This window comes from Rhodovulum sp. DZ06 (assembly GCF_050586345.1).
GTDB lineage: Bacteria > Pseudomonadota > Alphaproteobacteria > Rhodobacterales > Rhodobacteraceae > JBOCEF01.
Genome location: NZ_JBOCEF010000046.1, coordinates 13,316 through 40,304, shown reverse-complemented (window position 1 = coordinate 40,304; position 26,989 = coordinate 13,316). Strand labels below are relative to the sequence as shown.

Here is a 26,989-nt window from a genome sequence, read left to right as displayed (position 1 = left end):
GGGTGGCGACTCCGATAGGCTTTCGGGAGGTTGCGGTAAGCCATTGGCCGCGAAGGCGCTCGGGTGGGGAGCGCGGGGGGCGAGGCCCTGATGGCGGATCAATGGGTTAGCGGGAGTGTTGTAGAGCGTTTTCACGGGGGTGAAGGCAGCATTGGGCCAGCCGCCATTGACCCGCGCGACTCCGCCGTATCTTCTGGGGATTGGGTGTCGAGCGTGGGGGCGAGCATGATTTCGCTTGAAAAGCCGAAGAACGAAGCCGACTGGAATAAAGTCGTCTCGGCGGTCATCGATGGCGTGGTCGCGCTTTCAACCGGCAAGATCATCAGCATCTACACCACGGCCAAGAAGCTCCGCAGCGATGAGATGAAGGCGCCGCCTTCGGATGGCGAGCTTGCCTGGAACTGGGTGCAGGCCGTCGCCGCGGAGACCGCCGCCTGGATGCTCCTCCACGACAGAGTCAAGGAGCACCTGGCCGCCGAGGCCGTTAGGAAGGCGGCCGTCAAAAAGTTCCTCGAGCGCGCCATGGCCTTCGACGATGGTTGCGAACTAGTCGCCGAGCACTTCCTCTACCCCGAACGCTTCGCTGCGTTTGAAAACGGCCGTGCCGCCGCCCACGCCTTCCTGACCGCCGCGGCGCCCGACCACCGCATCAAGCCTGACGAGGCCGCCGAACTCTTCAATCAGGGCTCTGCGCGCCAGGCGGGCAGGGTGCAGAACGCCGACCCCGGACTCTTCCATGTCCTCATGGACCGCTTGGAAGGCAGGACGTCGGAGCGGGAGCGCCGTCTCCTCGCCTGGGACCGCCATGGCGACTGGATTCGGGGCCTCTACGAACTTCAGCCGATCTTTGGGCAGGAGCCAGACAGCGGCATCACCCTCGCCCGCACCTATCTACCGCTGCGTTGCTTCCGCCATGTTCCCGTGCCGCCGAAGAAGGTGGGCGAAAAGGTCGACGAGTGGGTCGCTCATGTCGGCATGCTGCACGAGACGGTGCGCGCTGCTCTGGACGACCCGAAAGGCCCGCAATTGCAGCTCGTCGCCGGCTCCCCCGGTTGCGGCAAGTCCTCCTTCTCCTGGGCATTCGCAGTGGAGTTGATAGAGGCTTGCCGGACCGGCGCGCGTGCTCGCAACGTGTTGCTCGTCCGCCTCCAGAACTTCCGCTTTCGGGACGACCTCGCCGCGGCGCTGGCCGACCATTTGGCCCGCTGCTATCGGCCGCTGTCGGACCGGGGCGGCGAGGGGCTGCCCGGCGACCCGCTCTCCTGGCTGAAGGACGGGGATCGCCAGCTGGTCATCCTATTCGACGGGCTAGATGAGCTATCCCACGACAAAGCGACAGCGGAGGCGCATACGGACGATTTCGTCAAGTCGGTGCAGACCCTGTTCCGCGACTGGACGCCCGAGGAGCTTCGCGTCGTGGTGCTCGGCCGCCCCGCCGCGTGCCAGAAAGCGGCTGATGTCGCGCGTTTGGATGACGATCGGGTGCTTCATTTGCTGCCGATGCGAGCGCTGCCCGACCCAGTGTTCGCTGCGAAAGTGGGTCGTTCCGACAGAATGCAAGTACTGTCGCTAGGGCGCGCGCTTAGGCGGGTCGAGGATCCCGACGCACTGCTCCTCATCGATCAGCGCGAGACCTTCTATCTGAGGAACGCGGCCTGCCTTGGTCTGCCGGCCGAAGTCGCGCCCAAAGCGGTCACGCACAATAGTATGGAGGCGCTCAATTCCGAGCCGCTTCTCCTCTACCTCCTCATGATCACCGGCTACACGGGCGAGGGGTGGAAGGCGGCGCAGGGCAATCCGAACATCGTCTACGAGGAGATCTTCCGTCGCGTGTACCAACGCGACGCCGCCCGCCGTCCCGCGGACGTGCCGCCGCTGAGCGAGGCTGACTTCTTTACCCTGATGGAATGCCTGGGCCTCGCCTCCTGGCAGCGCCAGGAGCGTACCGGCAGCGAGGAAGAGTACCTCCGCATCCGGGAGCTACACGCGGACGAGGAACAGGCCGAGCGGTTCGAAAGCGACCCGCTTTCCAGTCTGAAGAACGTTGCGGTGCAGACCTATACCCGCTCCGATCTCGGCGGGTCCGCCGGTTTCGAGTTCGTTCACCGCTCCTTTGGCGAATACCTTGTTGCCCGTGCGTTGATGGCGGCAGCTGGCAAACTGGCGCGGAACCCATCCCTCTCTCGCTACGCCAAGTTTCGAAAGCACGCCGCTGTCTGGGAGCGGTTGGTGGGGCAGGGTGAACTGACCCACCCAATCATCGACTTCCTGCAGCGTGAGGAGTTGCTGGACCGAGCGACTGCTCACCCCCGACTGCAGACCTTTCTGCACTACGCCGTGCAGGACGGCTTCCCGGTCCACAGTGAGCGGGGGGCTGCGTCCTGGATGGAGCTTGCGGGGCGCGAACGCTCCGCGCTTGTTGCGCTAGTGGCCGTGATGTCCGCGACGGTTGGGTGGGCGCGTGCAGTCACGGCGGGGGCGACTAAAGACGCGGGCGAGGCTGGGTTTTTCCTGACATTCCAGCCCTACTCACGCGATGCCGTTGTGGGGGACAAACCGACGTTGAATGTCGAGCGTTTGTTGGAGCGCATTGAGGCGACGGGACAAGGGATCGCATCCAGACTTCTTGCATGGACGAACCTGAGCCAGGCGCAGCTGAGCGGGGCGAGCCTGAGCGGCGCGAACCTGTTTGAGGCGAACCTGAGGGGGGCGAACCTGAGCAGGGCGGACCTGGCCTGGGCGCAGCTGGCCAGGGCGGACCTGGCCGGGGCGGACCTGAGCGGGGCGGAACTGGGCAGGGCGCAGCTGGACGGGGCAAACCTGTTCGAGGCGAACCTGAGCGGCGCGAAGCTGGGCGGGGCGAACCTGATCCAGGCTGACTTGGGTGTGGCGCTGCTAAACGGAGCCAATCTGCGCAGAGCGGAGCTGGGCGGGGCGAACCTGAGCGGGGCGAGCCTGAACGAGGCGGACTTGGTCGGGGCAGACCTGCGCAAGGCGAAGCTGAGCGGGGCGAAGCTGATCGAGGCGGACCTGCGCGGGGCGAACCTCGATGAGGTAAACCTGAATGGGGCGAAGCTTCGCTGGGCGAAGCTGAGCGGGGCGTACCTAGGTGGGGCGAAGTTGATCGAGGCGGACCTGAGCCAGGCGAAGCTGATGGAGGCGGACCTGCGCGGGGTGAACCTGTTCGAAGCGAACCTGATCGAGGCTGACTTGAGCGGGGCGAACTTGCGAGGGGCGAAGTTAAGATCTGCGAACTGCAAGCGGCTGCGTATTCAATCCGCCAAATTAGATTTCGCGGATTTGAGTCAAGCTGAAAACTTTCCCTGGGACAGACTTGCGACTGCTGGCGGCAACGCGCAAACCATTTTACCAGAAGGCGTTGAGCGGCCGTGCAACTGGGCGGTGTTTTCTTAATGGTTGGTCAAAATTACTTGTACGGGTCGAGAAAAATACGCCCTCTAGAGGAGTAAATTTCCACAAATCTATCCCGCTCAATGGATTTTATTTTTGGCCTAGCTGGGTCTGGGTCATCCTGTTCGTGCGCTGGGAGAACCCTTAGGAGGTGCTTGGATGTGGAAAGAATCCAGGCTTTTGGGAAGTGGACCGCTTCATCGCCGTGGGTGCTTATAGAGACGGAGAAGTCGTTTTCGCTTATATCGAAAACGCGGAGGTGTAGATCGAGGTGCTCCTTTGACCAGGTGGAGTGATCGTGTAGGTAATCGAAGTAATTTCTGTCTGTTCTATAGATTTTTTCCAACGCAGCCGCCTGGCGTCCCACGGACGCTTTTAGTCGATCAATGTCTTTTTCTTTATTTTTGGATAGAATATGTGCGATTATCAAGGCGGTTGGGATGATGATTATTCCCGCAACGTCGAAGGCTTCCATGGCATTTGTCCAGCTTGGGTCATTGTGGCGCGCCGGTGGCGATGACCTTTGGGGGCTGCAGAAACATCTACATCAGGCGAAGTCGAGCTCGTGCGTCGAGCTTGATTCGCTGGAAAATGTAAGCACTGAAGTTACATGAATAATCCCGGCCGAGCAGCTAGGCTGTCTCCCTGATCCGAGCTGGGAAATTCCAAGACCGGGCGACCCAGAGAGCGCTCTTGGAGCAGAGGCAAAGCGGGGCTGGCTGTTGAGCGGCCCTGGGGTTGAGTGGCGTTAATTGCTCAGCTGTGAGGATGGGCATATTGCCTCTGTGCCGCGGGAACATATGGACTCATGCATGTTACCAGGTTGCTTTGTCGCACGCTTGAGGGTGAGGGTTCGGTTGGCTTCCGAGCGTGGCCTCTTTTGGCGAACGAGCGCTTTTGCGGATGTCCATCTATTCTAATTCTCGAGGGCTAGTTTTTTGAGTGAAATTGATGCAACCCTTCGCCTTCTCGAGATGCCTCACCAAAGCGCCCTCCGCTGGATGCACGACCGCACCGGCCAAGAGATCCCCTGGGAGGACTTCAAGGCCGAGGCGGCGCGCGGCAACCGGATCTCCAGCCAGGCGAAGGGGATCTACAAGCCGGGCAACTCGGAGTTCGCGCTGTCGGTCAAGCTCTCCCCGGACGGGCCGTATGACGACAAGCACTTCCGCCGGCTTCCGGATGGGAGCTGGACGCTCGAGTACCACCAGGAAGGCCACGATTACGAGAACCCGCGCTCGGACTACACCAACGCCGGCTTGTTCCGCTGCATGGAGGAAGGCGTCCCAGTCGGCGTGCTTGTGAAGACGAGGTCCAAACCCGAGGTGGTCCACTACCGGATCGAAGGGCTGGCCCTGGTCGAGGACTGGAAGGCTGGGTACTTCAAGCTCCGCGGCGCCACGCCGGACGGCCGGTTCACCAAGGGCGTCAGCGCGGCGCAGGCGCTTCGCGACAAGCTGGAGAACGAGTCGGGCAGCCCGGGCCTCAACGCGCCGGGCATGTTCGAGGCCGACAATATCGAGGACCTCCGCGAGCGGGAGCTTCGCCGGCTGCATGTGCGGCGAGGGCAGGCGCGCTTCCGCCAGGGCCTTCTTGAGGCCTACCAGGGTCGCTGCGCCGTGACGGGAACCCGGGTCTCCGCGGTCCTCGAGGCGGCCCACATCATGCCGTACCGGGGCGCTGCCACGAACCACGTGCAGAACGGTCTCCTGCTGCGCTCGGACATTCACGCTCTCTTCGACCAGGGCCTGCTCGCGATCGATGCCGAGGCTTTGACCGTGGTGGTCTCGAGCGAGCTGGCCGGCAGCGCCTACGACAAGATCGCGGGCAAGAAGCTGCGCCTCCCGGCGGCGCCCGAGCATCAGCCGAGCAAGGACGCCCTGGCCAAGCACCGGCAGTGGGCGGGGATCTAGTAGGATTCCGTTTACCAAGCGATGCAAAGCTGCCGTGACCAGCGGTGGAGGCACGTATGCGCTATTTCAGAGTGGGGATCTCGCGGGAGCCGAACGACGGCGATCTCGTCCAGGGCTACGTCCAGGCGCCGAGCGAGGAAGACGCGCGCCGGATGCTGCCCCAGGATCCAGGCCTCTACCTCATCGATCAATCTCACAAGCTGCGCCCGGCACGGGAGGTTGAGCTCTGGACCAAGGGCGGCAAGCTCATCCAGGAGCTTCGCGCCAGCCAAGGCATCGACGAGCCCCCCGCCGCCTATGAGGTCGACGGCTATCGCAACTCAGCCGGCGCCGCTTTCGGAACGCTGAGCTGAACGAAGAAGCCGGGGCGGTTTCCCGCCCCGGCTCACCCCTCGCGCTCCCGCCACACCGGGCATTTGCCCGGCGGCGCCTCGCTGACCGGCACCTCCTGGGCCGGCCGCCGCCAGGCGCAGCACCACCAGTACTCCGGGGTCGTCGGATACCCACCGTCATGCCGATGTAGGCAGGTGTCGCAGCCGACGGTCTTCGGCGCGCCCCGCTCGCAGCTCATCGCGCGCCCTCCCCGCAAACGCCCTCGAACACCGCCATGAAGCTCGCGCCGTCATCGAGGGTCCGGGCCGTGTCCTCCTCCGACCACGACGGCAGCGCGGCCCTCAGCTCACGGCACATCGCGGCCTCGGTCGCGGAGCCGCCCGGCCGCGCGCAGGCGCTCGGCAGCAGGGCGAGGGTCAGCAGCATCGCGGCGGCGGGCCGCGTCCACGCGGGTGCGGATCTCATCGGCGTTTCTCCTGTCCTGTTCCTCATAGCGGTCCCGGGCGGCGCGGCGCCCGGCGGCGCGGCCTCGGGCGTAGAGCGCCCAGGCGACCAGCAGCGCGGCGGCGACCGCGGCGGCGATGCGGCCGAGGCGGGAGCCGCGCAGCCAGACGTAAGCCTCCAACGCGACCGCGATCACTGCTCCCGCCCCCGACCGAAGGCGCGCCAGAGCACGACGCCGAGCGAGGCGATCCCCAGCGCGGCGAAGGCCCAGGTGACCCAGGCGCCCGGCAGGGCGGGGGCGGCGTCCTGCACCGCGCGCTCGGCCGAGAAGATCACCGCCTCGACCGCGACGCCCTCCTTCGCCGCCTGGGCGGCGGGGCGCGGAACCGGCTCGGGCGCGAAGCGCGTGCCGCGGCGGGGGAAGGGCGCGCCCCAGCGGGCCGGGCGGGCGCGGTCGTCGATATGCACGAAGCCCTGCGCGGGGTAGGTGCCGAAGGCGGTGAAGCCCTCCTCGCGCGCCAGGTCGATCAGTCGCTCGGGGTCGATGTTGTCGACGCGGATGTCGAAGGCCTTCCCCTCGAGATGCTGCGAGCGTTTCGCGCCGCCGACGCGCCGGTTATGGGCCGGGTCGCGATAGGCCGAGAGCACCACCAGCGGCACGCCCAGCCTGTCCCGCAGCCGCTGCAGCCGGTCCATGGAGCGGCGCGAGAGCTTCAGCGAGCCATCGCCCTTCGAGGCCATCTCGGCGGGGGAGAAGTCGGGCCAGGGCCACGACGAGAGATCGACCTCGCGCCAGTGCGAGGCCTCGAGCAGGTCGGTCATGGGGATCTCCGTGAGGTTGGGAGGGTCAGTCGTTGGGACGCCGCGGGAGCGCCTTGATGTCGGCGCGCATCTCCGCGAGCGCCTCGCGGATCTCGGCATGGCGCAGGGCGGCCTCGCGGCGGTCCTCCGCACGGGTGGCGGCGGCGTCGGCGCGATCGTCGCGGACCCGGCCTTCAAGGGCAGAGACGCGGGAGGAGAGGCGGCCATAACCTGCGAGGCCGCCCGCGAGGGCGAGCAGCAGCCCGCCATAATGCTGGATCACCTCGACCAGCTGAGGGGGCGGGTCGGCGGCCATGGCTCAGCCGAGATCGCCCCAGAGGGTCCAGGCGTCGGCGCCGGTCTTGATCAGGTGGGCGACGCCATGCTGGGCGGCGATGGCGGTGAGGCCGCCGGCGCTGGAGAGGGTGACGCCCGACGCCGCCGCGACCGAGACCGCGCCGGTCCCGGCGCGGATCAGGCGCAGGGGGACGCCGAGGGGCAGATCCTCGGTGGCCTCCGCGGGGATGGTGACCACCGCGGCGGCGGTCAGCAGGACCGTGCCGCCGAGGACGTCCGCCAGGGTCAGGGCGGTGTCGGCGGCATAACTCGCGACCCCGCCGGTGGTGGCGACGCGGTGGTCGTCCGCACCGTCGAAGAGCCGCCAAGCCCCGTCGACGCTCGAGCGCCAGAGCGTGCCCGCCACCGCATAGGCGGGGCGGGCCGCGCCGGTATGGGCGGCGAGCAGCGCGTCCAGGCTGTCGTCGGTGCGGTCCGCGAAGGTTTCGGGCGACACCGACGTTGCAGGGGGAACGATGGGGTCGCCGATGCGCGGCGCGCCCCAGAGCGCGGGCTGGGTCATTTCGGTTTCCTTTTACAGGTCGAGGCGGATCCGGCCCGCCTCCCAACTCGAATAAGTCGGGAACGCCCGCACCTCCTGGAAGGTCACGGGGAATGCGGCCGAGGCCCCCACGGGCGAGATGGGGCGAACGAGGAAGGCCGATGCGCTCGCGGCGACCTCGCGCGAGATCGGCCAGGAGGCCCCGCCTCCCGTGGCCACGCGGCGGCGGATCGCCCACGACCCCGCGACCTCCTCGGACGTGAACACTGCGTCCGCACCCGCCGTGCGATCAAAGCAGGCGCCCCCGAAGTAGGCCGATGCGGCGAAGAACGGGTCGCCCGTCGGGGCGACGACGGAATGAGACCAGTGGGCTGCGGTCGAGGGGTCGACCCCGGTCAGCAGCGCGCGCCGGATCTCGCCGTCCCAGGCGGGCGATCCAGTCTCGGTGAAGTGGGCGTAGAGGATCGCCCCGCCATCATCCGACACGTCGAGGAGGCGCACCGTGTCGCTCGTCCCGTCGGCTTCGAGAATCGAGGGCAGCGCTGCCGACGGCGTGCCGCCGGCGTTCATGACCAACGGCAGCCCGGCGCCGGTCTGCACGTTTCCGACTGCGGTTCCGCCGACCTCGACGTTCCCGCTCGCCATGTCGATTTCGAAGACGCGCAAGCCGATGAAGGACCGCGGATGCAGAGTCGCGAACACCCGCAGACGCCCGGGCGAGACCTGCCGGATCGCGAGATAGGTCAGGTCCGGGTCGGCGTAGCCCAGACCCTCGGAGCCGAGAAGAAGCTGCTGGAAAGCGCCGCCCCCCGCCCAGGTCGCGGCGTTGTCCCCGGAGCGATAGAGGCCCCAGTTGTTCGCGTTCGAGCCACGCCGCGTGAACACCCACACCTGTGCGCCCCAGGTGAAGACCTGGACGTAAGCGGCAGGGGTGGACGCCCCGGTCAACGCGCCTTCCGCCCCGAGCCCGGCCGGGTCGGGCCCGGTGCGGTAGCGGACCGAGTTGTCTTCCCCGTGGCCCGTGTATGCGACGAACAGCTCCCCGTTCCCCATCACCTCGACGGCCGGGGCGTTGTGATCATCCTGGGCGTAGGCCGCAGACAGGATCCGCCGATCCGTCATGTTCCCGTCCGCGCCGAACCCATAAAGGTACTGCGCCCCGCTTTCGGTGACCCCGCCGAAGCAGAGCCGCCCGCCCACGACCCGGGCCTGCGGGTGGATCCACCACGACGCCAGGGCCCGGGCGGCGCCGTGAACCGGCCATTCGACCGCCGCCCCGGGCGTGGCCGCGACATCCAGCAAGCGGATGTTGTCGTACTCGCCCGGCTGGCCGAGGCTCGAACCGATGTAGTTTCCGACCCGGAACGCGCCCGGCGGTTGATGGATCGGCCCCGACAGGTCCGCCACATGCACGGACGCGCCGTTGACATAGACCGTCACCCGACCGGCCGCGCCCGCGGATGCGTCATGCACGACCGTGAAGTGATAGATCTCCCCGGCGACGGGCGACATGGGCGAGCCGGTATAGATCGTTGCGGACCCGTCCACCGAGTAGAGGAAGCGCAGTTCGTCCGCGCTGTGGTCCCAGCGCAGGATCCAGCCTCTTCCGCCGGCGACGCTTTCCCACCAGCCGCACAACTGGCTGGACGAACTCGCAGCGATGGAGGCCGGGCGAACGGAGAACTCCACTGTCCAGTCCGCCGAGAGATCCCACGACCCCGCCGCGTCGATCTCGATATGGCTGCCGAAGCCGCCCGCAAGCGTGATCGCCTTGGCGCCGAAGATCGGCGCGGCCGAGGTGATCGTGTGCCCCGCCGCGGCGACGGGCAGAAGCCCCGGCCCCTCATCGTAGACGAACCCATTGGCGTTGGCCTCTTCGCCGGACACCTGTGCGACGGTGTTCGTCCACAGTCCCGGCGCGACGGTCACGGTTCCGGCGCCCGCCGAGAGGATCTCGGACAAGGCCGTCCTGCTGTCCAATACCGTGCCGACCGCGAACCAGCCCCCGCCCTCCACTTCGACCGCCGAAGCGCCGGGCGCCAGCGTCGTCACCGGCTCGGGCGGCGCGCTTGCGGTGAACTTGGCGTCCGCCTGGAAGACCGCCAGCGCATCGGCGCCCGGCTCCCTTGGCCGCCATGTCAGGCGCGCGGCCCCCTCGATGGCCTCGACCGCGAAGTCCCCGGGGGGCAGCAGTCGGCGCGCCCTGATCTCCGGGACGGTCCAGCTCCGGCGCCCATCGCGCAACGACGCGACGCGCAGGGCGGAATAGAGCGCGCCGGGCCGGACCGCGCCGAAGAAGTCCTCTGCCTCGAAGATGTCGGCGGCGGCGAACATGTCGGGGGCGTCATCCGGGCTCCAGTCCCAGGAGGTGGCGGTCCCGAGGTCGAGGGCGCGCACGAGGCGCCCCTCTCCCCCTTCGGCGAAGAAGTCCGCGGCGGCGAACATGTCGACAGGGGCGAACAGATCGGCGCGCGGCATCACCTCGCGCTCCTCGACCGTGTAGGCCACGCCTGGCTCGGGCCCGATATCGCCGGTGGCGAAGTCCTCGACCACGCCGGTGGTCTGGATCGTCCGGTCGCGATGCGCCCAGGTCAGGGCGAGCGGCTCGACCTGCGGGCCCGCGACCGCCCATGCGCCGCCGAGCTGCACCCGCCCCGGCGGGTAGGGTCGGATCGCGCGGGCGTCGAAGGTCACCTCGTCCTCGGGCGCGGAGGACAGGGCCAGCGTGCCCCGCCCGGTGCGGGTCAGAAGCCGGACCGCGGCGGTCTCGCCCTGCAAGTAGAGGCCGCCCAGGTCATCGTCGTCCACCAGCAGCAGCGCCTCGCCGGTCCTATGCGGAACGGGCACGGTATCGTCGCAGCCGCGCCCGAGCGTCAGGACCATGTGCGGGCCGAGGGCCTCGGTGTCGGCGAGGGCCACGGCCTCGACGGTGACCCACTCGCGCCCGAGAAGCGCAAGAGCGCCGGGCTCGACATCGAGGGCCTCGGGGTCGGTGGCGATCCGCGCCGCGCGGTCGTCCGCCGCGGCCGAGAGCGGCGCCAGCAGCGCCCAGTGCGGCGAGAGCGTCACCGCGCCCTCCTCGGCGAACCCGCCCCCGGCATCGACCTGCACGAGCGCGTCGAAGGCGTCGCCCTGCGGCGCCGAGGCGGCCACCGAGAGCGCTCCCAGATACGGCGCATCGACCAGACGCGCGTCCACCTCGGCCTCGCCCGCGCGGCGCACGAGCACGCGATACGAGGCCTCCTGCACCACCCGCGGGGAGGCGCCGCGCGCGCCGGTGGCGACCGAGCCCGTCGCCGCCCCGCCGCCGCTCGCCGCGATCACCGGCTCATAGCCGAAGGAGAACACGTCCTCGACCAGGTCGAGCCGCACCCCGCCGAGGGCGGAGCCGGAGCGCTCCACCTCCATCACCCGGCAGACCACCTGGTCGACATTGCGCCGCGGGCTGTGAAGGATCACCGGCGCGCCCTTGTGGAGCGCGCGCCCCGCGGCGGCGGTGACGGTCACGGTGGCCGAGAGCAGCTCGGAGCCGAGCGCGCGCAGATCGCGCTCCGCCACCCGTGCGGCGAGATCGCCGCGGCGGATCCCGGGATAGGATTCGCGGTGGGGGATCGTGCGGCCGGTCGCAGCCTGCGCCGCGATGTCGGTCGCGGTGCGCGGCTCGGTCGTGCGCGAGAGCCGGTCGCGATAGGTGACGGTCACGCTGGTCACCGCCTCGGAGCGCAGGCGGCGGGAGAGCGCGCCCCACTCCACCACGTTCGAGGCGTCCAGCACCGGCAGGGCCGCGGGGTCGTAGTCGTCGCGGATCAGGCGGATCTCGGCCAGGCCGGTGAGCGGGTCGTCATAGGTGACGGCCCCGAGGTGCTTCTCGAGGTCTTCGATCGCCTCGGCCCGGCTGCGGTCGCCGAAGCGCATCGAGACGCCGAAGCCCTCGGCCTTCGCGGTCTCCGCCGCAGCATCCCAGCTCGCGCCCATCTCGGCCTCGGGCACCTCGAGCCCCCAGACTGGGTCGGTGTAAAGTTCGCGCAGCAGGTGCACGGCGTTGATGTCCGGCAGCCCGGCGGCGGTGTCGAGAACGCTCTTGAGCCCATCCGCATCCCCGGCGGTGACCCGAGCGATCCCGTCGCCGGGCGTGTTGTCGATGCCCTCGAGCGCCGAGGACGGCCCGTCGCCGACGATGACCCCGAACACCTCGAGCGATCCGACTGCTTCGATCTGCGCCTGCACGGTCGGCTTGGCCCCGCTCACATCCGTCTGCACGTCTGTCAGGATCATGGCGATGCGCCGCTTGCCGGGCTTGGCGTCCGACGGAAACGGCGTGCGCTGCGCGCCAAGGCCGGCCCCCTCGGGGGGCAGCGCGCGCAGCTCGCCGCGGTCGCCCCACCCGGTGAAGCCGGCTGAATAGGGGTGCGGATCGGCATGGTTCGCGCCGTTGAAGAAGGCGTCCGCCTCGGAGAGGGCCGCGGTGTAGTCGGTGCCCTCGCCCGGATGCGCTTCGGGCAGGGCCTCGATCCAGGCGATCAGCTCATCAAGGTCCTCTGACTCCGCCACCTCCCGCTCGATGCTGTGGCGCACCGCCTCGCCCCAGCCGACGAGCCTGATGTCGGAGGGCCAGTCGGGAGAGACCTGCGGCTTCATCCCCTCGAAGAAGGCGGCCAGCGCGGCCTTCAGCGCGATCATCGGCGCGCCGTCCATCGAGCCGGAGACGTCGAAGGCGATGTAGATCGCCGCGTCGCGCAGCAGCGGGTCGCCCGGGATGAGCGCGAGATCCGGGCGCCATTGCGGCGCGCCCGCGTGTCCGGTGACGACGCGCTCGAACACCAGCTCCCATTCCTTGAGATAGGGGTTCATTCCCAGGTACATCTGCCGCAGGGTCGCGGTCAGCACGCCGCGGGCGGCGCCGGTTGGGAAGTCCTGCACGTCGCCGAGATAGTCGTTGAAGCCCTGGTCTGGCAGGCCCATGGCCACGTCGACGAAGCCCGAGACGCCGCCCTCGCGCCGCTCGCCGCCGAAGAGCTCGGGTTTGTGGATCACCACCCGCCCGCCGGTGCAGCGCCCGGACCAGGCGAGGCGGTCGCCGATCCAGATCTCGCGCAGCGCGTCGGCCGGGCCATGGGCGAAGCCGAACTGCATGCCGAGGCTGTACTTGTAGCCGATGACCTGGGAGCCGCCGCCGCTTCCCATCACTCGGCCTCCCTGCGCTCGGCCGCGACGCGCGCGCGGGCGGCGTCGACCACCCGCGAGGCGATGGCGTCGCCGGTCGCCAGCAGGTCCTCGGCTGGGATGCCGCGCTTCACGAAGGCGTCCCAGTCATGCCCGTGGCGGGCGAGGAAGGCCCGGGCGCCGCTCAGGCAGACCTTCGTCGGCCGCAGGTCGCGGGCGATCACGATCAGGGGCTCGGTCATTTCTTGCCCCCCTTGCCGCGCACCGGGGTGGTGCGCAGATCGCCCATGTAGAGCGGCACGGGCTTGAACCCTTCCGAGCCGCCGAAGGCCAGGATCGGGGAGCCGATCTCCTTGCCGTTGGGCTCGAAGTCCTCCAGCCCCGCGGCGGGCGGGGTCGGCGGCTTCTTGCGCATCACCACGCCCAGGACCACCGACAGGGCCAGCAGCGCGAGCTGGATCACGATGTTCCAGAACGCGCCGATCACCTCGGGCGCGGCGGGCGGCAGGTCGGCGGGGATGAGGTCGATCACGACGCGATGCTCCTCATGCTGAAGGGGTCGAGCCCCGGCGCGTGGTCGAAGCCGAGCCGGTTCGCGAGATTGCCGAACCGGTCCCGGCAGGTGGCGGCGGAGAGATCGCAGCCCGGCGCCAGCGAGACCTCGACCGGCGCGGAGGCGGCGAAGGCGGCCTCGAGCCCTGGCAGGGGCGCGGCGATCTGGATCCCGCCATCGGCGGCGGCGGCGCGGATGAAGCGCATCTCGCCCTCATGGATCAGCACGCCGCCGCGCCAGCGGGCGGGATCCGCCGCGGCTTCGGGGACCGTCAGGTTGCGCCCGTCGAGGGCGGTGCAGCTCGCCAGGGTGAGGTGGTCCGCCATCGCCAGCCCGCAGCCGCGCCCATAGACGGCATGGGTGCAGAGCGGCGACCAGGTCTTCACCCCGCCGCCCTCGCGGGCGCGGGTGATCCGGGCCTGGCCGACCAGCGCCAGCTTCTCGCCCTCGAGCTGCGGACCGACGATCCGTCCCTTCCATTCGAGCGCCACGCCGTCCCCGGGCGCGGCCTGGTCGGCGACATGGATCATCAACCCGATCTCGACCGTGCCCAGCGGGCGCAGCCATTGCCCGGCCCAGTCATCCTCGAGCGGGAAGGTCACGCGCAGCGCCTTGGTGTCGGCGGCGGTCCCGGACTGGAAGCCCGAATGGCCGATGGCGCGGCCCTCGAAGAAGACCGCCTCGGCGTCGAGCAGGCCCGCGGGCACGGTGTAGCCGCCCGCGTTCCCGGCGAAGCGCCGGGTCTCCTTGCCCCAGGTGAAGGTGTAGAGGAAGACCGGCGCCGCGCCCGCGCGCGACAGCAGGCGGGAGAGGATGCTCATGCGGGACGCTCCACGATGGCGCAGGCCAGCTCGGTCAGATCAAGGCCGCGATGCAGCAGCTCCACCCGGTCGGTGTCGAGCCGGTGGATGCGCAGCTCCGAGACCGCGGCGGCGGCGGTGAAGGCGGCGCCGGGGGCGGCGATGGCGTAGGCGACGACGCCCGCGCCCGCCGGGGCCCAGGCCCCGAGGCGGCGATGGACGACGGCGCCGCCTTCAGAGAGGCGGATGCCGCGGCCGACGAGCTGGTCAGGCTCGGGCGGGGTCGGCAGGGTCACGGCGGCGGCGCCAGCGGAGAGCGGCGCGGCGAGGGTCAGGCCGGGGCGCAGGCTCGGCGCCCAGAAGGCGACCTGCCGCCCGCGCCTTGCGTGCAGCCAGCCGCGCCGGGCCCAGCGGGCGGCGGCGCCGGCGTCGAGGGTGAGGATCTCGCCGCGCGCCTCGTGCCAGTCGCGCAGCGCCTCGGCGACTACCGGTCCGGCGGGGCCCGCGGTCACGCGGGCGGGGCGGTCGAAGGCGAGGGGGCTCTGGCGCGCGGCCAGCACCGGCCCGTCGAAGATGTCGAGCCCGTCGAGGGTCGCGGCGGCGGGCGCGGGAACAAGCGGCCCGCCGACCACCTGGAAGCCGATGTTCAGATCCACCACCCCGGGCGTCGCGGCGCCCTCGGCGGCGCTCGCCAGCCGCCCCGCGCGGACCGGCGCGGCGATGGCGTCGGGGATCGCCTCGGTGAGCGGCGCGGCGAAGTCGAGCCCGTCCGGGCGCACGGCGGAGATCGGCGGCGAGGCGGAGACGGCGCGGTCCCGCCGGGCCCGCAGCGCCGCCCGCTCGCCCACCTGCCAGGAGCCGTGGGCGGTGTCGAAGGCGGCGGAGACGGCGCCCGCGGCGAGGTCTCCGACCGCCACGCTCTCAGGCCAGAGCGGCAGGTCCACCGGCCCCGCGCCGATCTCGCGTAAGAGGGCCTCGGCTTCGGCGAGGCTCGGGAGCGGCAGGGCGCTGCCGGGCAGAGCGAAGCGGAAGGCGGCGGAGAGGGTGCGGAAGGGCAGGGCGCGGGCGGCGATGCGCTGCGCGTCGCTCTCGGCCTCCTGCACCGAGGTCGCCCATTCGAGCGCCTCGACCACCTCCCAGCCGGGCGCATGGGGCCAGAGCGGCATCTCAGAGATCCCCGCCTTCTTCGCGCAGCCGGTTGAGCAGCATCCGCGCGTTGCCGGGCCGGTTCATCCAGGCGCCGACCTGCGTCGGGTCCGAGACGTTGACCACCTGCAGATCGACCTTCGGGGCCGCGAGCTGCTGCGGGGCCATGGCGCGCCCGATCTCGTGGTTCGGGATCACGCTCTCGCCGCCGCGGAACTTGACCAGCTCGGGGCCGCGCTCGCCCACGACGGCGAGGCCGCGGGGCGCGAAGTCGGTGCCGCCCGCGAAGAAGGGGATCGCGCCGGCGAGCGAGCCGAGGAGCGAGCCGAGCCCGCCGCCGCCGCCCGCGCCGCCGAAGATCCCGCTGAAGAGGCCGCTCAGCGAGCTGCCGAGCCCGCCGAGCAGATCCCCGAGCTGGGAGCCGAGCCCGCCGAGGATGTCGCCAAGCCCGCCGGTCAGATCGGAGCCGAGCCCGGACATGATGCTCGCGGTCTCGCCCGAGAGCTTGGATCCGAACCCCTCGAAGATCCCGCCCAGCCCCTCGGTCAGTTTGCCCATGGCGCCGTCGAGGATCCCGGCGAGGCCGCTCGGCCCTGTGCCGCCGGGCTTGCCGGCCGCGCCCTCGCCGTCTTCCTCGCCGCCGAACAGCGCCGCGGCCAGGCCGTCGAAGGCGCGGTCGGCGAACATGCCGGAGAGCCGTTCGGCCACCCGGGCCAGGACGTCCTTGAACCCCTCGCCGCCGCGGATGAGCGACCCCCACAGGTCGCGCAGCCCCTCCTTGCCGACCCGGGCCATGTCCTTGCCGAGACCGTCCAGCGCATCACGGGCGTCGTCGATCCCGCCGCGCGGGACCGGCAGGGGCGCGGTCTTCGGCGCGACCCCGTCGAGTTTGGCGCCCTTGGCCTTGTCGCCGCCGCCCGCGCCGCCGCCGAGATCCTTCATCGCGTCCTGCATCCGCTTGACCGCGTTCTCCCAGGACGCGGCGGCATCGTCCGCGCTGTCTTCCGAGGCGTCCGCGCCCTTGCGCCAGGCGGCCATCAGCGCGGCGACGGCGGCGGTCTGTTCGTCCCACGCGCCCTTCAGTTTGGCGAGCGCGCCCTCGCGCAGCCGCGCGGCGGACTGCTCGGCCCGCACCACGGCGCCGTCGAAGCTCGAGGCCCAGGCCGCGACGCCGAGCGCGTCGATCTGCAGGCCCGAGCCGACGGTCTCGGAGATGGCGTTGAAGGCGGGGGCGATGCGGGCGACGAACTCGGCCCATTTCTCGGCCATCCAGCGCAGCGCCCGGGCCCAGTTCGCCTGCAGGTCCAGATCCACCGCGTGAAGGCGCAGGACGAGGGCGTCCGCGCTCTCGCCGATGCCGTGCAGCGTACCGCGGGCGACATCGCCTACGAGCCCCATCGCCTCGCCGAAGCCGCCGGCGCCGCGCACCAGCCGGGTGAACTGGAAGACCAGCTCGCCCGCGCCGACCACCAGCGCGCCGATGCCAGTGCGGATCAGCGCGCCGCGCAGCACCACGAGAGCGCTCGAGAGGGTGAGCGTGCGCGCGGCGGCCAGCGCCAGCCCCACGGCCAGCCGCCCCGACAGGAGCCCCGCAGCGGTCAGCGCATAGGTCCCGAGCCGGTCGAGGTTCGAGGACAACGCCGCCAGCGCCTGCCCGAGCGGCGCGGCGGGCGCCAGCGCCCGGCGCAGCGCCTCGCCCATGGCCCGAAGCGCGGGGGCGAGTTTGAGGCCTATGAAGTCCGCCGCCGCTCGGGTCAGCGCGGCCATGCCCTCGACCACGCCGCTCTCGGCGGCGGCGGTCCCGAGCGCGGTCCAGGCCGCGCCGAGCTGGACCTGCGCCTCGCGCATCTCGCGCCCTGCCGCGGCGGCGGCTTCGGTCATGCTCCCGTAGCGGGTGGCGGCCGCGCCGATCCGTTCCAGCTCGGCGCCATTGTTCCGCAGCAGCGGCAGCAGCAGCGCGGCGTCCGAGGCGATGGCCTCCATGTAGAAGGTCATCTCCTGCTGGCTCAGGTTCGCCTTCTCGAGGCTGGAGACGTAGAGCTGCAGCGCCTCGGCCCCCGAGAGGCCGCGGAACGCCTCGGCGGTCAGGCCGACCTTGGGCGCCACCAGGTCGAAGAAGTCGAGCAGCTCGCCGCCCTCGCCCGCCAGGAAGTCGCCGAGCTTGTCCTGCACGTCCTTGAGGATGTCGGCGAGCTTGTCCTGCTCCACCCCGAAGGTCTGCGCCGCCGCGGCCATGCGCTGGAACTCGGCCATGGTGGTGTTGGTGAGCGTGGCGAAGCCCTTGAGCTGCGCCGCCGCCTCGGCCGAGGACGCGGCGAAGGCGGAGAAGCCCGCGCCCGCCGCGGCGATGGCGGCCTGCGCGGCGAGGGCGGCGCGGCCCAGCGTGCGCAGCCCGCCGCGCGCCTTGGAGACCCCGGAGGTGAAGGCGGCGCTGTCCATCGACAGCGCCACGCGCAGGGCGCCGACCGTGGTGGTGGTCATGGGCTTGCTCCTTCATCTGCGGGATCGGGCGGCGTCCACCGCACGGCAACGGGCGGCGAAGGTGGCGAGGGCCGCGGCGGCGGCGTCCGGGTCCATCGGCTTGCGCGGCCCCGGCGGGGCGGCGAAGCGGTCGAAGGCGGGGAAGCGCTTCGGGTCGATGCGCGAGAGCGCGGCGCCATGCCAGGCGGACCAGCGGGCGAGATCGAACGCGGCCTCGCTGCGTCGCGCCGCCCCGCGCAGGGCCCGCCGCACCTCGGCGGGCGAGGCGGTCCAGAACGCCGCTGGTTCGAACCCCGCGGCGCACCAGTCCTCGAAGAGGTCTAGCCAGCCTTTCGGCGGGCGGTTTTCTTCGCCGGCGGCTTGGGGGCCGGCGCCGGGGCGTTTCCCGCGTCGCCCTCCGCTTCGCTTTGGGCTGCATCGCTTTGGGCGGCGAGGACGCGGCCGAGGGCCATGCCGACCGCCTCCGGCCCATAGGCATTGATCACCTCTCCGGCGTGCAGCAGCGTCGCCTCGGGACGGTGGTGGCGCATCAGCGCCCAGACCACGAAGCGCATGGCCTTGAGCTGACCGGGCCCGACCTCGGAGGCGCGGGCCAGCACGTCGTTGATCCCCTCGCCGGTCTCCTCCTCGACCTCGATCACCGCGTTGACGTCGAGCTTCAGGCGCACATCGCCCAACCGGGCTTCGCCCTTGAACGGGTTGTTCATGGATCGGCCTCCTTACGCCAGCGTTTCGGTGGGCGCGCCGGTGACCTTCACGGTCAGCGTCGCGGTCTGCTGCGCGTCCATGGGCGAGGATTTCTCGAGGCCGGTGGGGACCGCGGCGAACACCATGGTGAGGGTCTGCGCCCCCGCCGGGATGGTGATCTCGAAGTTGGCCGCATCGGGGCTGGCGAAGGCCGCGTCCAGCGCCGCGTCGGTGGCGTCGCCGGGGTTGCGGTTCACGGTGATCACCGCGTCGCCATACTCGATCAGCGGCTGCGCCAGCCATTCCTTGGCGGCGCTGGCGTGGTGGGTGACGTCCACCAGCTCGCGCGACAGCCCGGGCAGCTCCAGCCCGGTGACCTCGCCGATCGAGGTGAAGGTTTCGGGGTCGCCGCCATCGCCGATGCCGAAGGTGACGCCCTTGCCGTGGGTGGCCATGCTCAGGTCTCCTGGTGCCAGAGTTCGAAGTCGAGGGAGATGCGGACGAGCCTGCCGTCCGCTTCGGAGAGGTCGCGCTCATCAAGGCGGCGGACCGCGCGGATCTCGCCCGCCGGAGTGGCGGCGGCGTCCAGCACCGCGGCGACCGCGCCGCGCAGCGCTTTCGCCGCGGCATAGCTGTGCGCCCAGACATCCACCTGCACCCGCGCCCGGGCGAGGGATGCAGGGCCGTCATGGCTCTGGAGCGGCGCGCCGGAGATGCGCCGCAGCGTCACCGCCGGAAGGTCGGAGCCCTGCGGACGGCGCAGCGGCCAGACCCGCGTTCCGGCCAGCGCCGAGACGCCCGGCGCGGAGAGCAGGGCGGCGATCAGCGCGGCTTCCATCACGGGCCCGCCTTGGCGCCCGCGCGGGCTTCGAGCGCATCCCAGACCGCGCCGTCCTTGCCATTGCGCCTTGCCTTGCGCGCCCGGCGGGCCGCGGTCTTGCGCACCTCGTCCCAGGTCTCGCGCAGCAGGATGTCCTGCGCCGCGCCCCAGGACGCGTCCCAGGCCGGGCGCATGAAGGGATGCGGATCCATCTTCGAGGTGCCGAACTCCTGGAAGTGCGCGTGGGGCGCGGAGACGACGACGGAGGCCTCGAGCCGGACGAGCGGGCGCGCGCCGCGCCCGGCGGCCTTCTCGCTGCGGCGCGTGGCAAGCAGCGCCGAGAGCGCCTGCGCCGACGCGCCGTATTCCTTGTAGACCTCATGGGCGGCCATCCCGCCCGCGTCCCGCAGGGTTCGGGTACGCCCGACCACCACGCCGATGGACTCCTTCAGCGCGCCGCTCAGCTCGGGCGCGCGGGCCTTGATCTCGTCCCGCACCGGGACGGCGGCGCGCTTCAGCCCGCGCCGCGCCACGCCCTTCGCCACACCGGCGGGCAGCTCGGCCAGCACCGCGTCCAGCTCGCGGCCCCCCTCCATCGAGAAGGTCATCGCCTCGCTGCGGCGGCTCATTGGTCGACCCTCGCGTTGGCGGTGATCTCGAGCGCGTCGCGGTCCACTTCCTTCACCCCCTCGATGTCGTAGACCCGCCCGCCCGAGAGCAGCCGGTCCTTCGGGTTCAGATCGGCCCAGGCATAGGCGCGGCGGATGGTGAAGCGGTGGGTGATCTCGGCGCCGCGCTCGGCGGCGAGATGGCGCTCGCGATCCGAGACGGCGGCCATCGCGGCCCAGGGCCGCCCGAGGTCTTCCCACGTGGCCTCCGGCTCGTTGAAGGCGCCCGGCGCGAAGGTGGCGCGCTGGAGCGTCACCCGCCGGTCGAGAGCCCCCGCGCGCATCACGCGATCCAGCCCAGCCGGTGGAGATCGACGATGTGCTGGACGCCGAGCGGCAGGTCGGTCGCGATGGTCCCGAGGGCCACGGCCTCGCGATGCGCATGCCAGTGACCGGCAAGCAGCAGGATCGCCTGGCGCAGATCCGGCGCCACGTCCTCGGCCGAGGACGCCCCCGCGGTCACGTCGAAGGAGAGCGCGTCGGGCCGGTCGGCGACCGCGGGCCAGCCATCCAGCGCGAGGATCCAGGTGAAGTCGGCGTCGCCGCAGAGAAGGAACGCGTTCGGGTCGAGCGCCTCCTCGGTCCCGTCCGGCGCGATCCGGCGCACGGCCTCGAGCCCGGTCGCGGGCACGATGGGGATCGCCAGCCGCGGCCCGACGCCCCGGGGGACCGCCACGCGCCAGGACTGCGCCATCAGGCAGCGCCCGAGCGCACCGCGCGGCCCGTCGAGCGTGGCGGTCGCGCGCAGCAGCAGATCCGAGAGCGCGGCGTCCTCATCCGCCTCGGTGATCCGCAGATGCACCTTCAGCGCCTCGAGCGTCACCGGCGGCGCGGCCGGGGCGGCGAGGCGGGTGAGAAGCGGCCTCACGCGCCGTCCTCGTCATCGGCGGCTTCCTCGGCGGGCGCATCCGCGGTCTCTACCGCCGGGTCGGCGGCCTTGGCCGTGGTCTCGCGCTTGGCGCGCGGGCGGCGCGTCGGCTTCTTCTTCGCAGGCGTCGGGGCGGCGGGGGCTTCGACCTCCTCGACCGCCTCGGCCTCAACAGCTTCGGCCTGGCCGGCGGCGATCATCCGCGCGCCCTCGGCTTCGCCGACCTCGATTTCGTCGCCGGGGTTCTGGACGAAGCCGATCCCGGCCCGCCCGATCTTGAGACGCAGCTTCATCGCGGCGCTCCTCTCTGGCTGAAGGGGGAAGGCCGGGCGCCCCGCGCGGGGGCGCCCGGGGCGCGGCTTACGAGGCCGCGTTGGCGAGGTGCTTGATCGCGCGCGCGTCGCCGATGGCGCCGTCGAAGCGGATCAGCCCGGCGATGCCGAGATCGGGCCAGAACCGCTCGCGCAGCACGCCGATCACCGGATCGCCGACCTTGCGCACGAAGTACTTCTTCATGTCGCCGAAGATCACCGGCTTGGCCGCGGCCCCGAGATTCGGCATCGACTGGTTGATGCGGAACGGGTGGTCGTTGAGCGTCGGGGGCACGCCCTTCACCACGTCGCCCTTCTGCCAGATGTAGTCGCCCTGGCTGTTCTTGATCTTGCGCAGCACGCTCAGGGTCGTGTCGTTGAACATGTAGGCGCAGGTCGGCGAGGCGCGGTAGGCCGGGTCGACCGAGTGCTCGAGGTCGATCAGCTCGTCGAAGGTGATGGCGGCGGTCCCCGCCGCGGTCACGCCGACCGGCGCCGCGGTCAGGATCCCCTGCGGCTCGCCCGAACCCGAGCCGGTGGTGAGCATGGCGTTGGCCTTGCGCGCCAGCCGCTCGCCCAGCAGCGAGCCGAGCAGGGTCTCGAAGTTGAAGACCGAGTCGGCGTTGAGCTGCCAGGACCACCGCACGAACTCGGTGTTGAAGTCATAGGCGCCCAGCTCCTTGCGCCCGAACACCGCGTCCTTGCCGCCATCATCGGTCAGGGCCTGGCCCTCGGTCCCCTGCTCGGCGGTCTGGGCGGTGTCGTCGATGGTCGGGATCGGCATCACCGTCCCGTCCGGGGTGTTGATCTCGAAGGCGAAGCCCGGGTCGTACATCGGGCCCCAGGCGGCCATGGCGCGGATCAGGATCGCCTGCAGCTCCTCCGGCACGGTGTAGCCGCCCGCCGCCTGGTTGCCGGCGAGCTGGGTGCGCCCTTCGATCTGGCGATACCCGGCGGCCAGCGCCTGGCGCGCTTCGGGCGCCATCATCGCGGTGTCGCCGCCATTGCGCAGCAGCTCGGTGAAGGCGGCGCGATAGCTCATGCCCTCGGGCGCCTCCTCGGAGGCGCGGCCGCGATCCTCGGGCGCCTGGGGACGGCGCGGGTCGGGGCGCCCGCGCGCCTCCTCCATCGCGGCCTCGGCGCGCGAGAGCCGCTCGCCGCGCTCGGCCCGGGCGACCAGCGCGTCGTGGTCTTCCATCATCGCGTCAAACTCGCGCTCGATCTCCGCCGCCCGCTCGGCGGGGGTGTCGTCCTTGATCTCGTCGAGTTTGGCGCGGGCGGCTTCGGCGATGCGCTCGGCCTTCTGGCGCAGCTCCTTGGGGGTCATGGGAACCTCATCGGGTACAGGGGGAGGGACGGGCGGCCGAGCGGCCGTCCGGGATGCGAAGGGGACAGGGGGTGAAGGCGTGGTGGCGTCAGGCGGCGCCGGTCAGGCGCAGCTTCATCCGCATGCGGGCGCGGCGGGCGGCATGCGCCGCCGCCTCGCCTGCGCCCCGGGCCGCACGCAGCGCGCGCAGCCCGATCTCGGTGCCGCCATAGGCGGGCTCGGTGACGATGGAGACGTCGTAGAGGCGCACCTCCTCGACCGTGCGCAGAGGCTTCTCGCCGGTCTCGTCCCAGGACTGGCGGGTGGCGACGAAGGCGAAGCTCATCTTGTCGAGATCGCCGCGCTTCATCTTCGGCAGGATCGCCTGGACGTCCGGGTCGTCCGGGTCCAGCTCGGTCTCCATCCGCAGGCCGCGATCGTCCTCCGAGAGGCGCAGCGTGCCCGAGCGGGTGCGCGCCAGCGGCAGGCCGTCATGGTTGATCAGGAAGGTCACATCGTCGCCGCGGGTCAGCGCGGCGGCGAAGGCGCCCGGGGCGATGCGCTCGTCGAAGTAGCCGGCGATGTCGGCCACCTCGCCGAACACCGCAGCATAGCCGGTCACCGCGACCGTGCCGCCCTCGGCCCGGATCTCCACCGGGGCCGAGGCGAAGCGGATCTCATGCTCCATCGCTCTCTCCTGTCTCTTCGGGGGCCTCGCCGGCCGCCTGCGCGGCGGCCAGCACCGCGGCCTGCATCCCGAGCGGCACGGTCGCGCCCTGGATCAGCAGCTGGTCGCCGCCGGGTTTCGGGGGGCGGTTCTCGGCCGCGCGCCCTTCATTGGGGGTGAGGATCCCGTTCTGGATCGCCTTCGCGTAGCCCTCCATCCGGCTTGCGAAGTCGCCGCGCATCAGCCCGTCGAGGTTGAACTCGGCGAAGAGATCCGAGCCGCGCCCGAAGACCTTGAGGTTGATCTGGCTCTCCATCTGCCGGGCCCAGTGCGCGACCACGTGCTTGGCGAGCTGCAGGTCCTGCTGCTCGGTGTTCGAGAAGGTCCCGTGCGTGAGGTCCTGCAGGAAGGCGGGCGGCAGGCCGTAGATGCGGGCCACCTGCTCGACGCCCCAGCGCTGCGCCTCGATCATCTGGCTCTTCGAGGGATCGCCGCCGATGGATTTGACCTCGTGGCCCTCGGGGATCGCCACCGCGGCGCGCCCCTCGGCCGAGGCTTCCTCGACCGCGCGTGTCAGATCGTCCGAGGCGCGCTTGAGCGCGGCGCCCGAGACGAACTTGCCCTGGAGCAAGAAGGGCGGCACGCCCCCGCCGCGGAACCAGCGGCCGGCATATTGCGTCGCCTCGACCATCAGCGAGATGTCGGCGGCATGGGCGAAGATCGGCGAGCGCGCGGTCAGCCCCCCGGTCCCCAGCATGAAGGGCAGGTCCAGCACCTCGGTCGCGGCGTAGACCCGGGTCGCCGCCCCGTCGCGCAGCTCGTAGCGCTTCCGCCCGCCCGGGCCGCGCAGGACCGTGGTGCGCGAGGGCTCCATGGGCCAGAGATTGATCACCTCGCCCATGGCGTTGCGCTCGATGAAGGAGAGGGCGCGGCCTTCGGTGAAGAGCCGGTCGAACCCCTCCTTGCGCCAGTCATAGGAGGTCGTCTCCTCATTCGGCGCGAAGCCGAGGATCTCGCCGATCCCGTCCCGCACCCGCTCCCGCGCGCCCCCCTCGCCCCGCCGGTACACGTGCAGCGGCAGCGCCGCCATGGTGCGGGCGAGGAAGTTGACCGCCCCCCAGACCGCCGGAACCCCGAGGGCGGCGTCGAGGGTCAGCGGCTTGCCCGCCACCCCGCTCGCCCCGCCAAGACCAAGGAACGAGACCAGCGCGGCCGAGCTGACCGGGACGGTCGGGCTCTCGATCGAGGCCCGGGCCTCGGGCGAGCGGCGGGACAGGCGGCGGAGCAGCGTCATGTCAGGCGGAACTCCTCGTCTTCCCAGGGCGAGAGCGGGGTCTCGTCCTCCTCGGGCGCGGCGATCCGGGCCATGGCCGTGACCAGCGCCGAGATCCCGTCGATCTTGTTGAACTCGCGCGTGCGGCCCGGGCGCCAGAACTCGCCGCGCTTCTCGGCCACGGTGTTCGAGGCCATCCAGGCCAGCACCGGATCCCCGTCATGGATCACCTTGCCGTCGAGGGCCCGGGCCATCAGCCGCTCGAAGGGCTCGGTCATGTTCATCGGCGTCTGCCGGACCTCGACCGCGATGCAGCCCTCGGCCTCGAGCTTCGGCTCGAGCTGCTGGATCATCTGCGCGGCATACATCGGGTCGAAGGCCAGCTCGGCCGAGCCGAACAGGCGCACATGCGCCAGCGCGTCCTCGGCCACCCGGTCGAGATTGATCTCGGCGCCGGGATGCATCCTGATCCGCCCCGCGTCGCACCAGGCGAGGATCGCCTCGTTGCCCGGCTCGTTCGCCACCGCCTCGGTCACGTGGTAGTCGCCGAACACCGCGATCTCGCCGCCGGGCTCTTCTTCAAGGGCGGTGACCACGGCGCACAGATCGTGGCGGATGGCGAGGTCCATGCCGGTGATCCCGCCGCGCCCGGCGAAGGCGGCGCGGGTGATCTCCCGCCGCCCCTTGCGCCAGCCGTCGAGGTCGATGGCCCCCTCGCCGACCGAGGTCCAGACGTTCAGGTGCTTGCGTTTGAAGTCCCCGAGCTTGGGGCGCGAGCGCCGCGCCTTGGCCCATTCCGCGCGCATGTGCTCGGGGTTCACCGAGACGCCCCAGTTGGGGTTCGCCTTCGCCCAGGTCGCCTCGTCGCCGTGATCATCCTCCGGGTCGACGCCATAGATCAGGCCGAAGTAGCGCTCGTCCTCGAACACCCGCTGAAGGATCTTCTCGACATATTCGTGCTGCTCGTAGCAGACCCCGTGGATGTCCGAGCCCGCGGTGGTGATCATCAGCAGCAGCGGCTGCTCCCGCGCGCCCATCCCCGAGGAGAGCACGTCCAGCACATCGCGCGAGCGGTGCTCGTGCAGCTCGTCGATGATGGCGCCATGCGGGTTGAGCCCGTCGAGCGTGTTGGTCTGCGACGCCACCGGCGCGAAGACGGATTCGGTGGCGGGCCAGAGGATTTCGTGGACTCGGGCGAGCAGGCCGCGGGCCGCCAGGCGCGCCTCGCGCTTCACCATCGCCCGGGCGGTGTCGAACACCATCCGCGCCTGCTTGGCGCTGGTCGCGGCCGAGTAGATCTCCGCCCCCGGCTCGTCATCCCAGCCGGTCAGGTAGAGGCCCACCCCAGCCGCGACCGTCGACTTGGCGTTCTTGCGCGGCACCTCGAGATAGGCCGAGCGGAACCGGCGCAGCCCCTCCGCGTCCACCCAGCCGAAGATCGAGCAGACGAGGAAGCACTGCCAGGGCTCGAGGCGGATGCGTTCGCGCTTCTTCGCCTTCTCCCCCTTGATATGCGGCAGCGCCTCGATGAAGCGGCAGGCCCGCTGCGCGCGGATCGGGTCGAACACGAAGTCCCAGCCCGCTTCGGCGCGCTCGAGATCCCGCAAGTGCCGGCGGCACGCGGCGATCACGAGGCGCGAGGCCGGGATCTCGCCCGCCACGACCGCCCTTGCGTAGCCATGCGCGGCCTCGGCGTGGCGCAGATCGAGGGCCGCAGCCTCTTCGCTCAATGCACCCGGTCCGGGGCGAAGGGATCGGTCGGATCGGTCTCGCCCCGCGCGGGCCGCTTGGGTTCGAGATCGGCGAAGAGATCGCCCTGCGCCGTGCCCGCGGTCTTGATCCGCGCCACAGGCGTCAGGCCGAACTCCCGCGCCAGGGCGGAGAACTGTTTCAGCGCCCGGTCGGCGGAGATCCTGAGCGCGCTCATCTGCACATGCCCGTTCGGGGTGCGGCTCAGCTCGCCCGCCAGCTCGCGCCTGCGCTCGATCTCGTCGATCTTGGCCTCCAGCCGCCGCCACCGCCCCCAGGCGCGGCAGCAGGCTTCGAGCGCCAGCAGGTCGCCATGGCTCAGCACCCGGGCAGGGCCCAGCGAGCGGGTCGCCGCTTCCCAGGCGACGCGCCCATAGTGCCCGAGGTTCTTCGGCCGCGGGATCGCCTCGGCCCCGCCGATGCTCTCCATCTCCAGCCCGCGGGCGCCCTCGCGGGCCTTCTTGCCGTCGAGCTTCGGGGGGCGTCCAGCCATTCAGCTTCCCTCCATCCGGGCGAAGAGGCGGCGCAGCAGGTAGCTGCGCAGGACCGAGATCAGGGTGAAGACCGCCGAGATGCCCAAGGCGTCCGCGGCGGCGGGGGCCAGCCCGAACCAGGGCAGCACGATCAGCGTGGCGAGGACCGAGACGGCGTAGCCCACCGCGGTCCCGGTGCAGGCCTCGAGCAGCGAGGCGGCGCGGGTCTGCATCGAATGCCCTCCAAAAAGATCATCAAAAACATACACTTGAGACTTGATGCT

The 26,989-nt window shown here is 71.0% G+C and carries 29 protein-coding genes; 3 read left to right on the top strand and 26 right to left on the bottom strand.

The features are described 5' to 3' along the window. The first annotated feature begins 225 nt into the window (after positions 1-225). Positions 226-3,414, top strand: a complete 3,189-nt coding sequence (locus ACQ5SO_RS17325; RefSeq protein ID WP_430942891.1) for a pentapeptide repeat-containing protein — start codon at positions 226-228, stop codon at positions 3,412-3,414. 13 nt (positions 3,415-3,427) lie between these two features. On the opposite strand, the gene ACQ5SO_RS17320 is transcribed toward ACQ5SO_RS17325, so the two are convergent. Then, positions 3,428-3,886 (bottom strand): hypothetical protein, encoded by a 459-nt coding sequence (locus tag ACQ5SO_RS17320; protein ID WP_430942890.1) that lies wholly within the window; start codon positions 3,884-3,886, stop codon positions 3,428-3,430. Between the two features lie 526 nt (positions 3,887-4,412). Here ACQ5SO_RS17320 and ACQ5SO_RS17315 point away from each other — a divergent pair. Both ACQ5SO_RS17315 and ACQ5SO_RS17310 read left to right on the top strand, forming a co-directional pair. Then, positions 4,413-5,324 carry an HNH endonuclease gene (locus ACQ5SO_RS17315; protein ID WP_430942889.1) on the top strand — a complete coding sequence of 304 codons (912 nt, stop codon included), beginning with the start codon at positions 4,413-4,415 and terminating at the stop codon, positions 5,322-5,324. 56 nt (positions 5,325-5,380) lie between these two features. Next, positions 5,381-5,677, top strand: a complete 297-nt coding sequence (locus tag ACQ5SO_RS17310; RefSeq protein WP_430942888.1) for a hypothetical protein — start codon at positions 5,381-5,383, stop codon at positions 5,675-5,677. Positions 5,678-5,709: 32 nt separating this feature from the next. Here ACQ5SO_RS17310 and ACQ5SO_RS17305 read toward each other — a convergent pair whose 3' ends face one another. The 25 genes from ACQ5SO_RS17305 to ACQ5SO_RS17185 form a co-directional block, all read right to left on the bottom strand. Then, the gene (locus tag ACQ5SO_RS17305; protein WP_430942887.1) at positions 5,710-5,895 is read right to left on the bottom strand and encodes a hypothetical protein; all 186 of its coding nucleotides are present in this window, start codon (positions 5,893-5,895) and stop codon (positions 5,710-5,712) included. After that, positions 5,892-6,122 (bottom strand): hypothetical protein, encoded by a 231-nt coding sequence (locus ACQ5SO_RS17300; protein WP_430942886.1) that lies wholly within the window; start codon positions 6,120-6,122, stop codon positions 5,892-5,894. Before ACQ5SO_RS17300 ends, ACQ5SO_RS17305 begins: the two co-directional genes overlap by 4 nt. A 171-nt stretch (positions 6,123-6,293) precedes the next feature. Beyond that, entirely contained in the window at positions 6,294-6,923 is a 630-nt protein-coding gene (locus ACQ5SO_RS17295) for a YcbK family protein (RefSeq protein WP_430942885.1), read from the bottom strand. Positions 6,924-6,948: 25 nt separating this feature from the next. After that, positions 6,949-7,218: a hypothetical protein gene (locus tag ACQ5SO_RS17290; RefSeq protein WP_430942884.1), complete on the bottom strand. Its 270-nt coding sequence runs from the start codon at positions 7,216-7,218 to the stop codon at positions 6,949-6,951. Positions 7,219-7,221: 3 nt separating this feature from the next. Then, positions 7,222-7,761, bottom strand: a complete 540-nt coding sequence (locus ACQ5SO_RS17285) for a hypothetical protein (RefSeq protein WP_430942883.1) — start codon at positions 7,759-7,761, stop codon at positions 7,222-7,224. 12 nt (positions 7,762-7,773) lie between these two features. Continuing rightward, positions 7,774-12,924 carry a LamG-like jellyroll fold domain-containing protein gene (locus ACQ5SO_RS17280; RefSeq protein ID WP_430942882.1) on the bottom strand — a complete coding sequence of 1,717 codons (5,151 nt, stop codon included), beginning with the start codon at positions 12,922-12,924 and terminating at the stop codon, positions 7,774-7,776. Further along, positions 12,924-13,145, bottom strand: coding sequence for a hypothetical protein (locus ACQ5SO_RS17275; RefSeq protein ID WP_430942881.1), 222 nt, complete (start codon positions 13,143-13,145; stop codon positions 12,924-12,926). Before ACQ5SO_RS17275 ends, ACQ5SO_RS17280 begins: the two co-directional genes overlap by 1 nt. Further along, a complete protein-coding gene (locus tag ACQ5SO_RS17270; protein ID WP_430942880.1) occupies positions 13,142-13,435 on the bottom strand; it encodes a hypothetical protein in 294 nt (97 codons plus the stop codon). Before ACQ5SO_RS17270 ends, ACQ5SO_RS17275 begins: the two co-directional genes overlap by 4 nt. Then, positions 13,432-14,277 (bottom strand): phage BR0599 family protein, encoded by an 846-nt coding sequence (locus tag ACQ5SO_RS17265; protein WP_430942879.1) that lies wholly within the window; start codon positions 14,275-14,277, stop codon positions 13,432-13,434. Before ACQ5SO_RS17265 ends, ACQ5SO_RS17270 begins: the two co-directional genes overlap by 4 nt. Then, positions 14,274-15,422 carry a hypothetical protein gene (locus ACQ5SO_RS17260; RefSeq protein ID WP_430942878.1) on the bottom strand — a complete coding sequence of 383 codons (1,149 nt, stop codon included), beginning with the start codon at positions 15,420-15,422 and terminating at the stop codon, positions 14,274-14,276. The genes ACQ5SO_RS17265 and ACQ5SO_RS17260 overlap by 4 nt, the downstream gene beginning before the upstream one ends. A 1-nt stretch (position 15,423) precedes the next feature. Further along, positions 15,424-17,883: a hypothetical protein gene (locus tag ACQ5SO_RS17255; protein WP_430942877.1), complete on the bottom strand. Its 2,460-nt coding sequence runs from the start codon at positions 17,881-17,883 to the stop codon at positions 15,424-15,426. A gap of 12 nt (positions 17,884-17,895) precedes the next feature. Then, on the bottom strand, positions 17,896-18,135 hold the full coding sequence (locus ACQ5SO_RS17250) for a hypothetical protein (RefSeq protein ID WP_430942876.1): 240 nt from the start codon (positions 18,133-18,135) through the stop codon (positions 17,896-17,898). A 68-nt stretch (positions 18,136-18,203) separates the two neighbouring features. Continuing rightward, positions 18,204-18,590 (bottom strand): hypothetical protein, encoded by a 387-nt coding sequence (locus tag ACQ5SO_RS17245; RefSeq protein ID WP_430942875.1) that lies wholly within the window; start codon positions 18,588-18,590, stop codon positions 18,204-18,206. 12 nt (positions 18,591-18,602) lie between these two features. Continuing rightward, entirely contained in the window at positions 18,603-19,025 is a 423-nt protein-coding gene (locus ACQ5SO_RS17240; RefSeq protein ID WP_430942874.1) for a phage tail tube protein, read from the bottom strand. Positions 19,026-19,027: 2 nt separating this feature from the next. Beyond that, on the bottom strand, positions 19,028-19,408 hold the full coding sequence (gene gp17 / locus ACQ5SO_RS17235; RefSeq protein WP_430942873.1) for a tail completion protein gp17: 381 nt from the start codon (positions 19,406-19,408) through the stop codon (positions 19,028-19,030). Then, entirely contained in the window at positions 19,408-20,019 is a 612-nt protein-coding gene (locus ACQ5SO_RS17230) for an HK97-gp10 family putative phage morphogenesis protein (RefSeq protein WP_430942872.1), read from the bottom strand. Before ACQ5SO_RS17230 ends, gp17 begins: the two co-directional genes overlap by 1 nt. Next, positions 20,016-20,342, bottom strand: coding sequence for a phage head closure protein (locus ACQ5SO_RS17225; RefSeq protein WP_430942871.1), 327 nt, complete (start codon positions 20,340-20,342; stop codon positions 20,016-20,018). Before ACQ5SO_RS17225 ends, ACQ5SO_RS17230 begins: the two co-directional genes overlap by 4 nt. Next, positions 20,342-20,926, bottom strand: a complete 585-nt coding sequence (locus ACQ5SO_RS17220; RefSeq protein ID WP_430942870.1) for a head-tail connector protein — start codon at positions 20,924-20,926, stop codon at positions 20,342-20,344. The genes ACQ5SO_RS17225 and ACQ5SO_RS17220 overlap by 1 nt, the downstream gene beginning before the upstream one ends. Further along, complete coding sequence (locus ACQ5SO_RS17215) at positions 20,923-21,219, bottom strand: hypothetical protein (protein WP_430942869.1); 297 nt, start codon at positions 21,217-21,219, stop codon at positions 20,923-20,925. The genes ACQ5SO_RS17220 and ACQ5SO_RS17215 overlap by 4 nt, the downstream gene beginning before the upstream one ends. 67 nt (positions 21,220-21,286) lie before the next feature. Beyond that, on the bottom strand, positions 21,287-22,564 hold the full coding sequence (locus tag ACQ5SO_RS17210; protein ID WP_430942868.1) for a phage major capsid protein: 1,278 nt from the start codon (positions 22,562-22,564) through the stop codon (positions 21,287-21,289). Between the two features lie 88 nt (positions 22,565-22,652). Continuing rightward, on the bottom strand, positions 22,653-23,231 hold the full coding sequence (locus ACQ5SO_RS17205; protein WP_430942867.1) for an HK97 family phage prohead protease: 579 nt from the start codon (positions 23,229-23,231) through the stop codon (positions 22,653-22,655). Continuing rightward, on the bottom strand, positions 23,221-24,504 hold the full coding sequence (locus ACQ5SO_RS17200) for a phage portal protein (RefSeq protein WP_430942866.1): 1,284 nt from the start codon (positions 24,502-24,504) through the stop codon (positions 23,221-23,223). The genes ACQ5SO_RS17205 and ACQ5SO_RS17200 overlap by 11 nt, the downstream gene beginning before the upstream one ends. Continuing rightward, positions 24,501-26,213, bottom strand: a complete 1,713-nt coding sequence (locus ACQ5SO_RS17195) for a terminase large subunit (protein ID WP_430942865.1) — start codon at positions 26,211-26,213, stop codon at positions 24,501-24,503. The genes ACQ5SO_RS17200 and ACQ5SO_RS17195 overlap by 4 nt, the downstream gene beginning before the upstream one ends. Continuing rightward, positions 26,210-26,725, bottom strand: coding sequence for a P27 family phage terminase small subunit (locus ACQ5SO_RS17190; RefSeq protein WP_430942864.1), 516 nt, complete (start codon positions 26,723-26,725; stop codon positions 26,210-26,212). Before ACQ5SO_RS17190 ends, ACQ5SO_RS17195 begins: the two co-directional genes overlap by 4 nt. After that, positions 26,726-26,938: a DUF7220 family protein gene (locus ACQ5SO_RS17185; protein WP_430942863.1), complete on the bottom strand. Its 213-nt coding sequence runs from the start codon at positions 26,936-26,938 to the stop codon at positions 26,726-26,728. Positions 26,939-26,989: the final 51 nt, after the last annotated feature.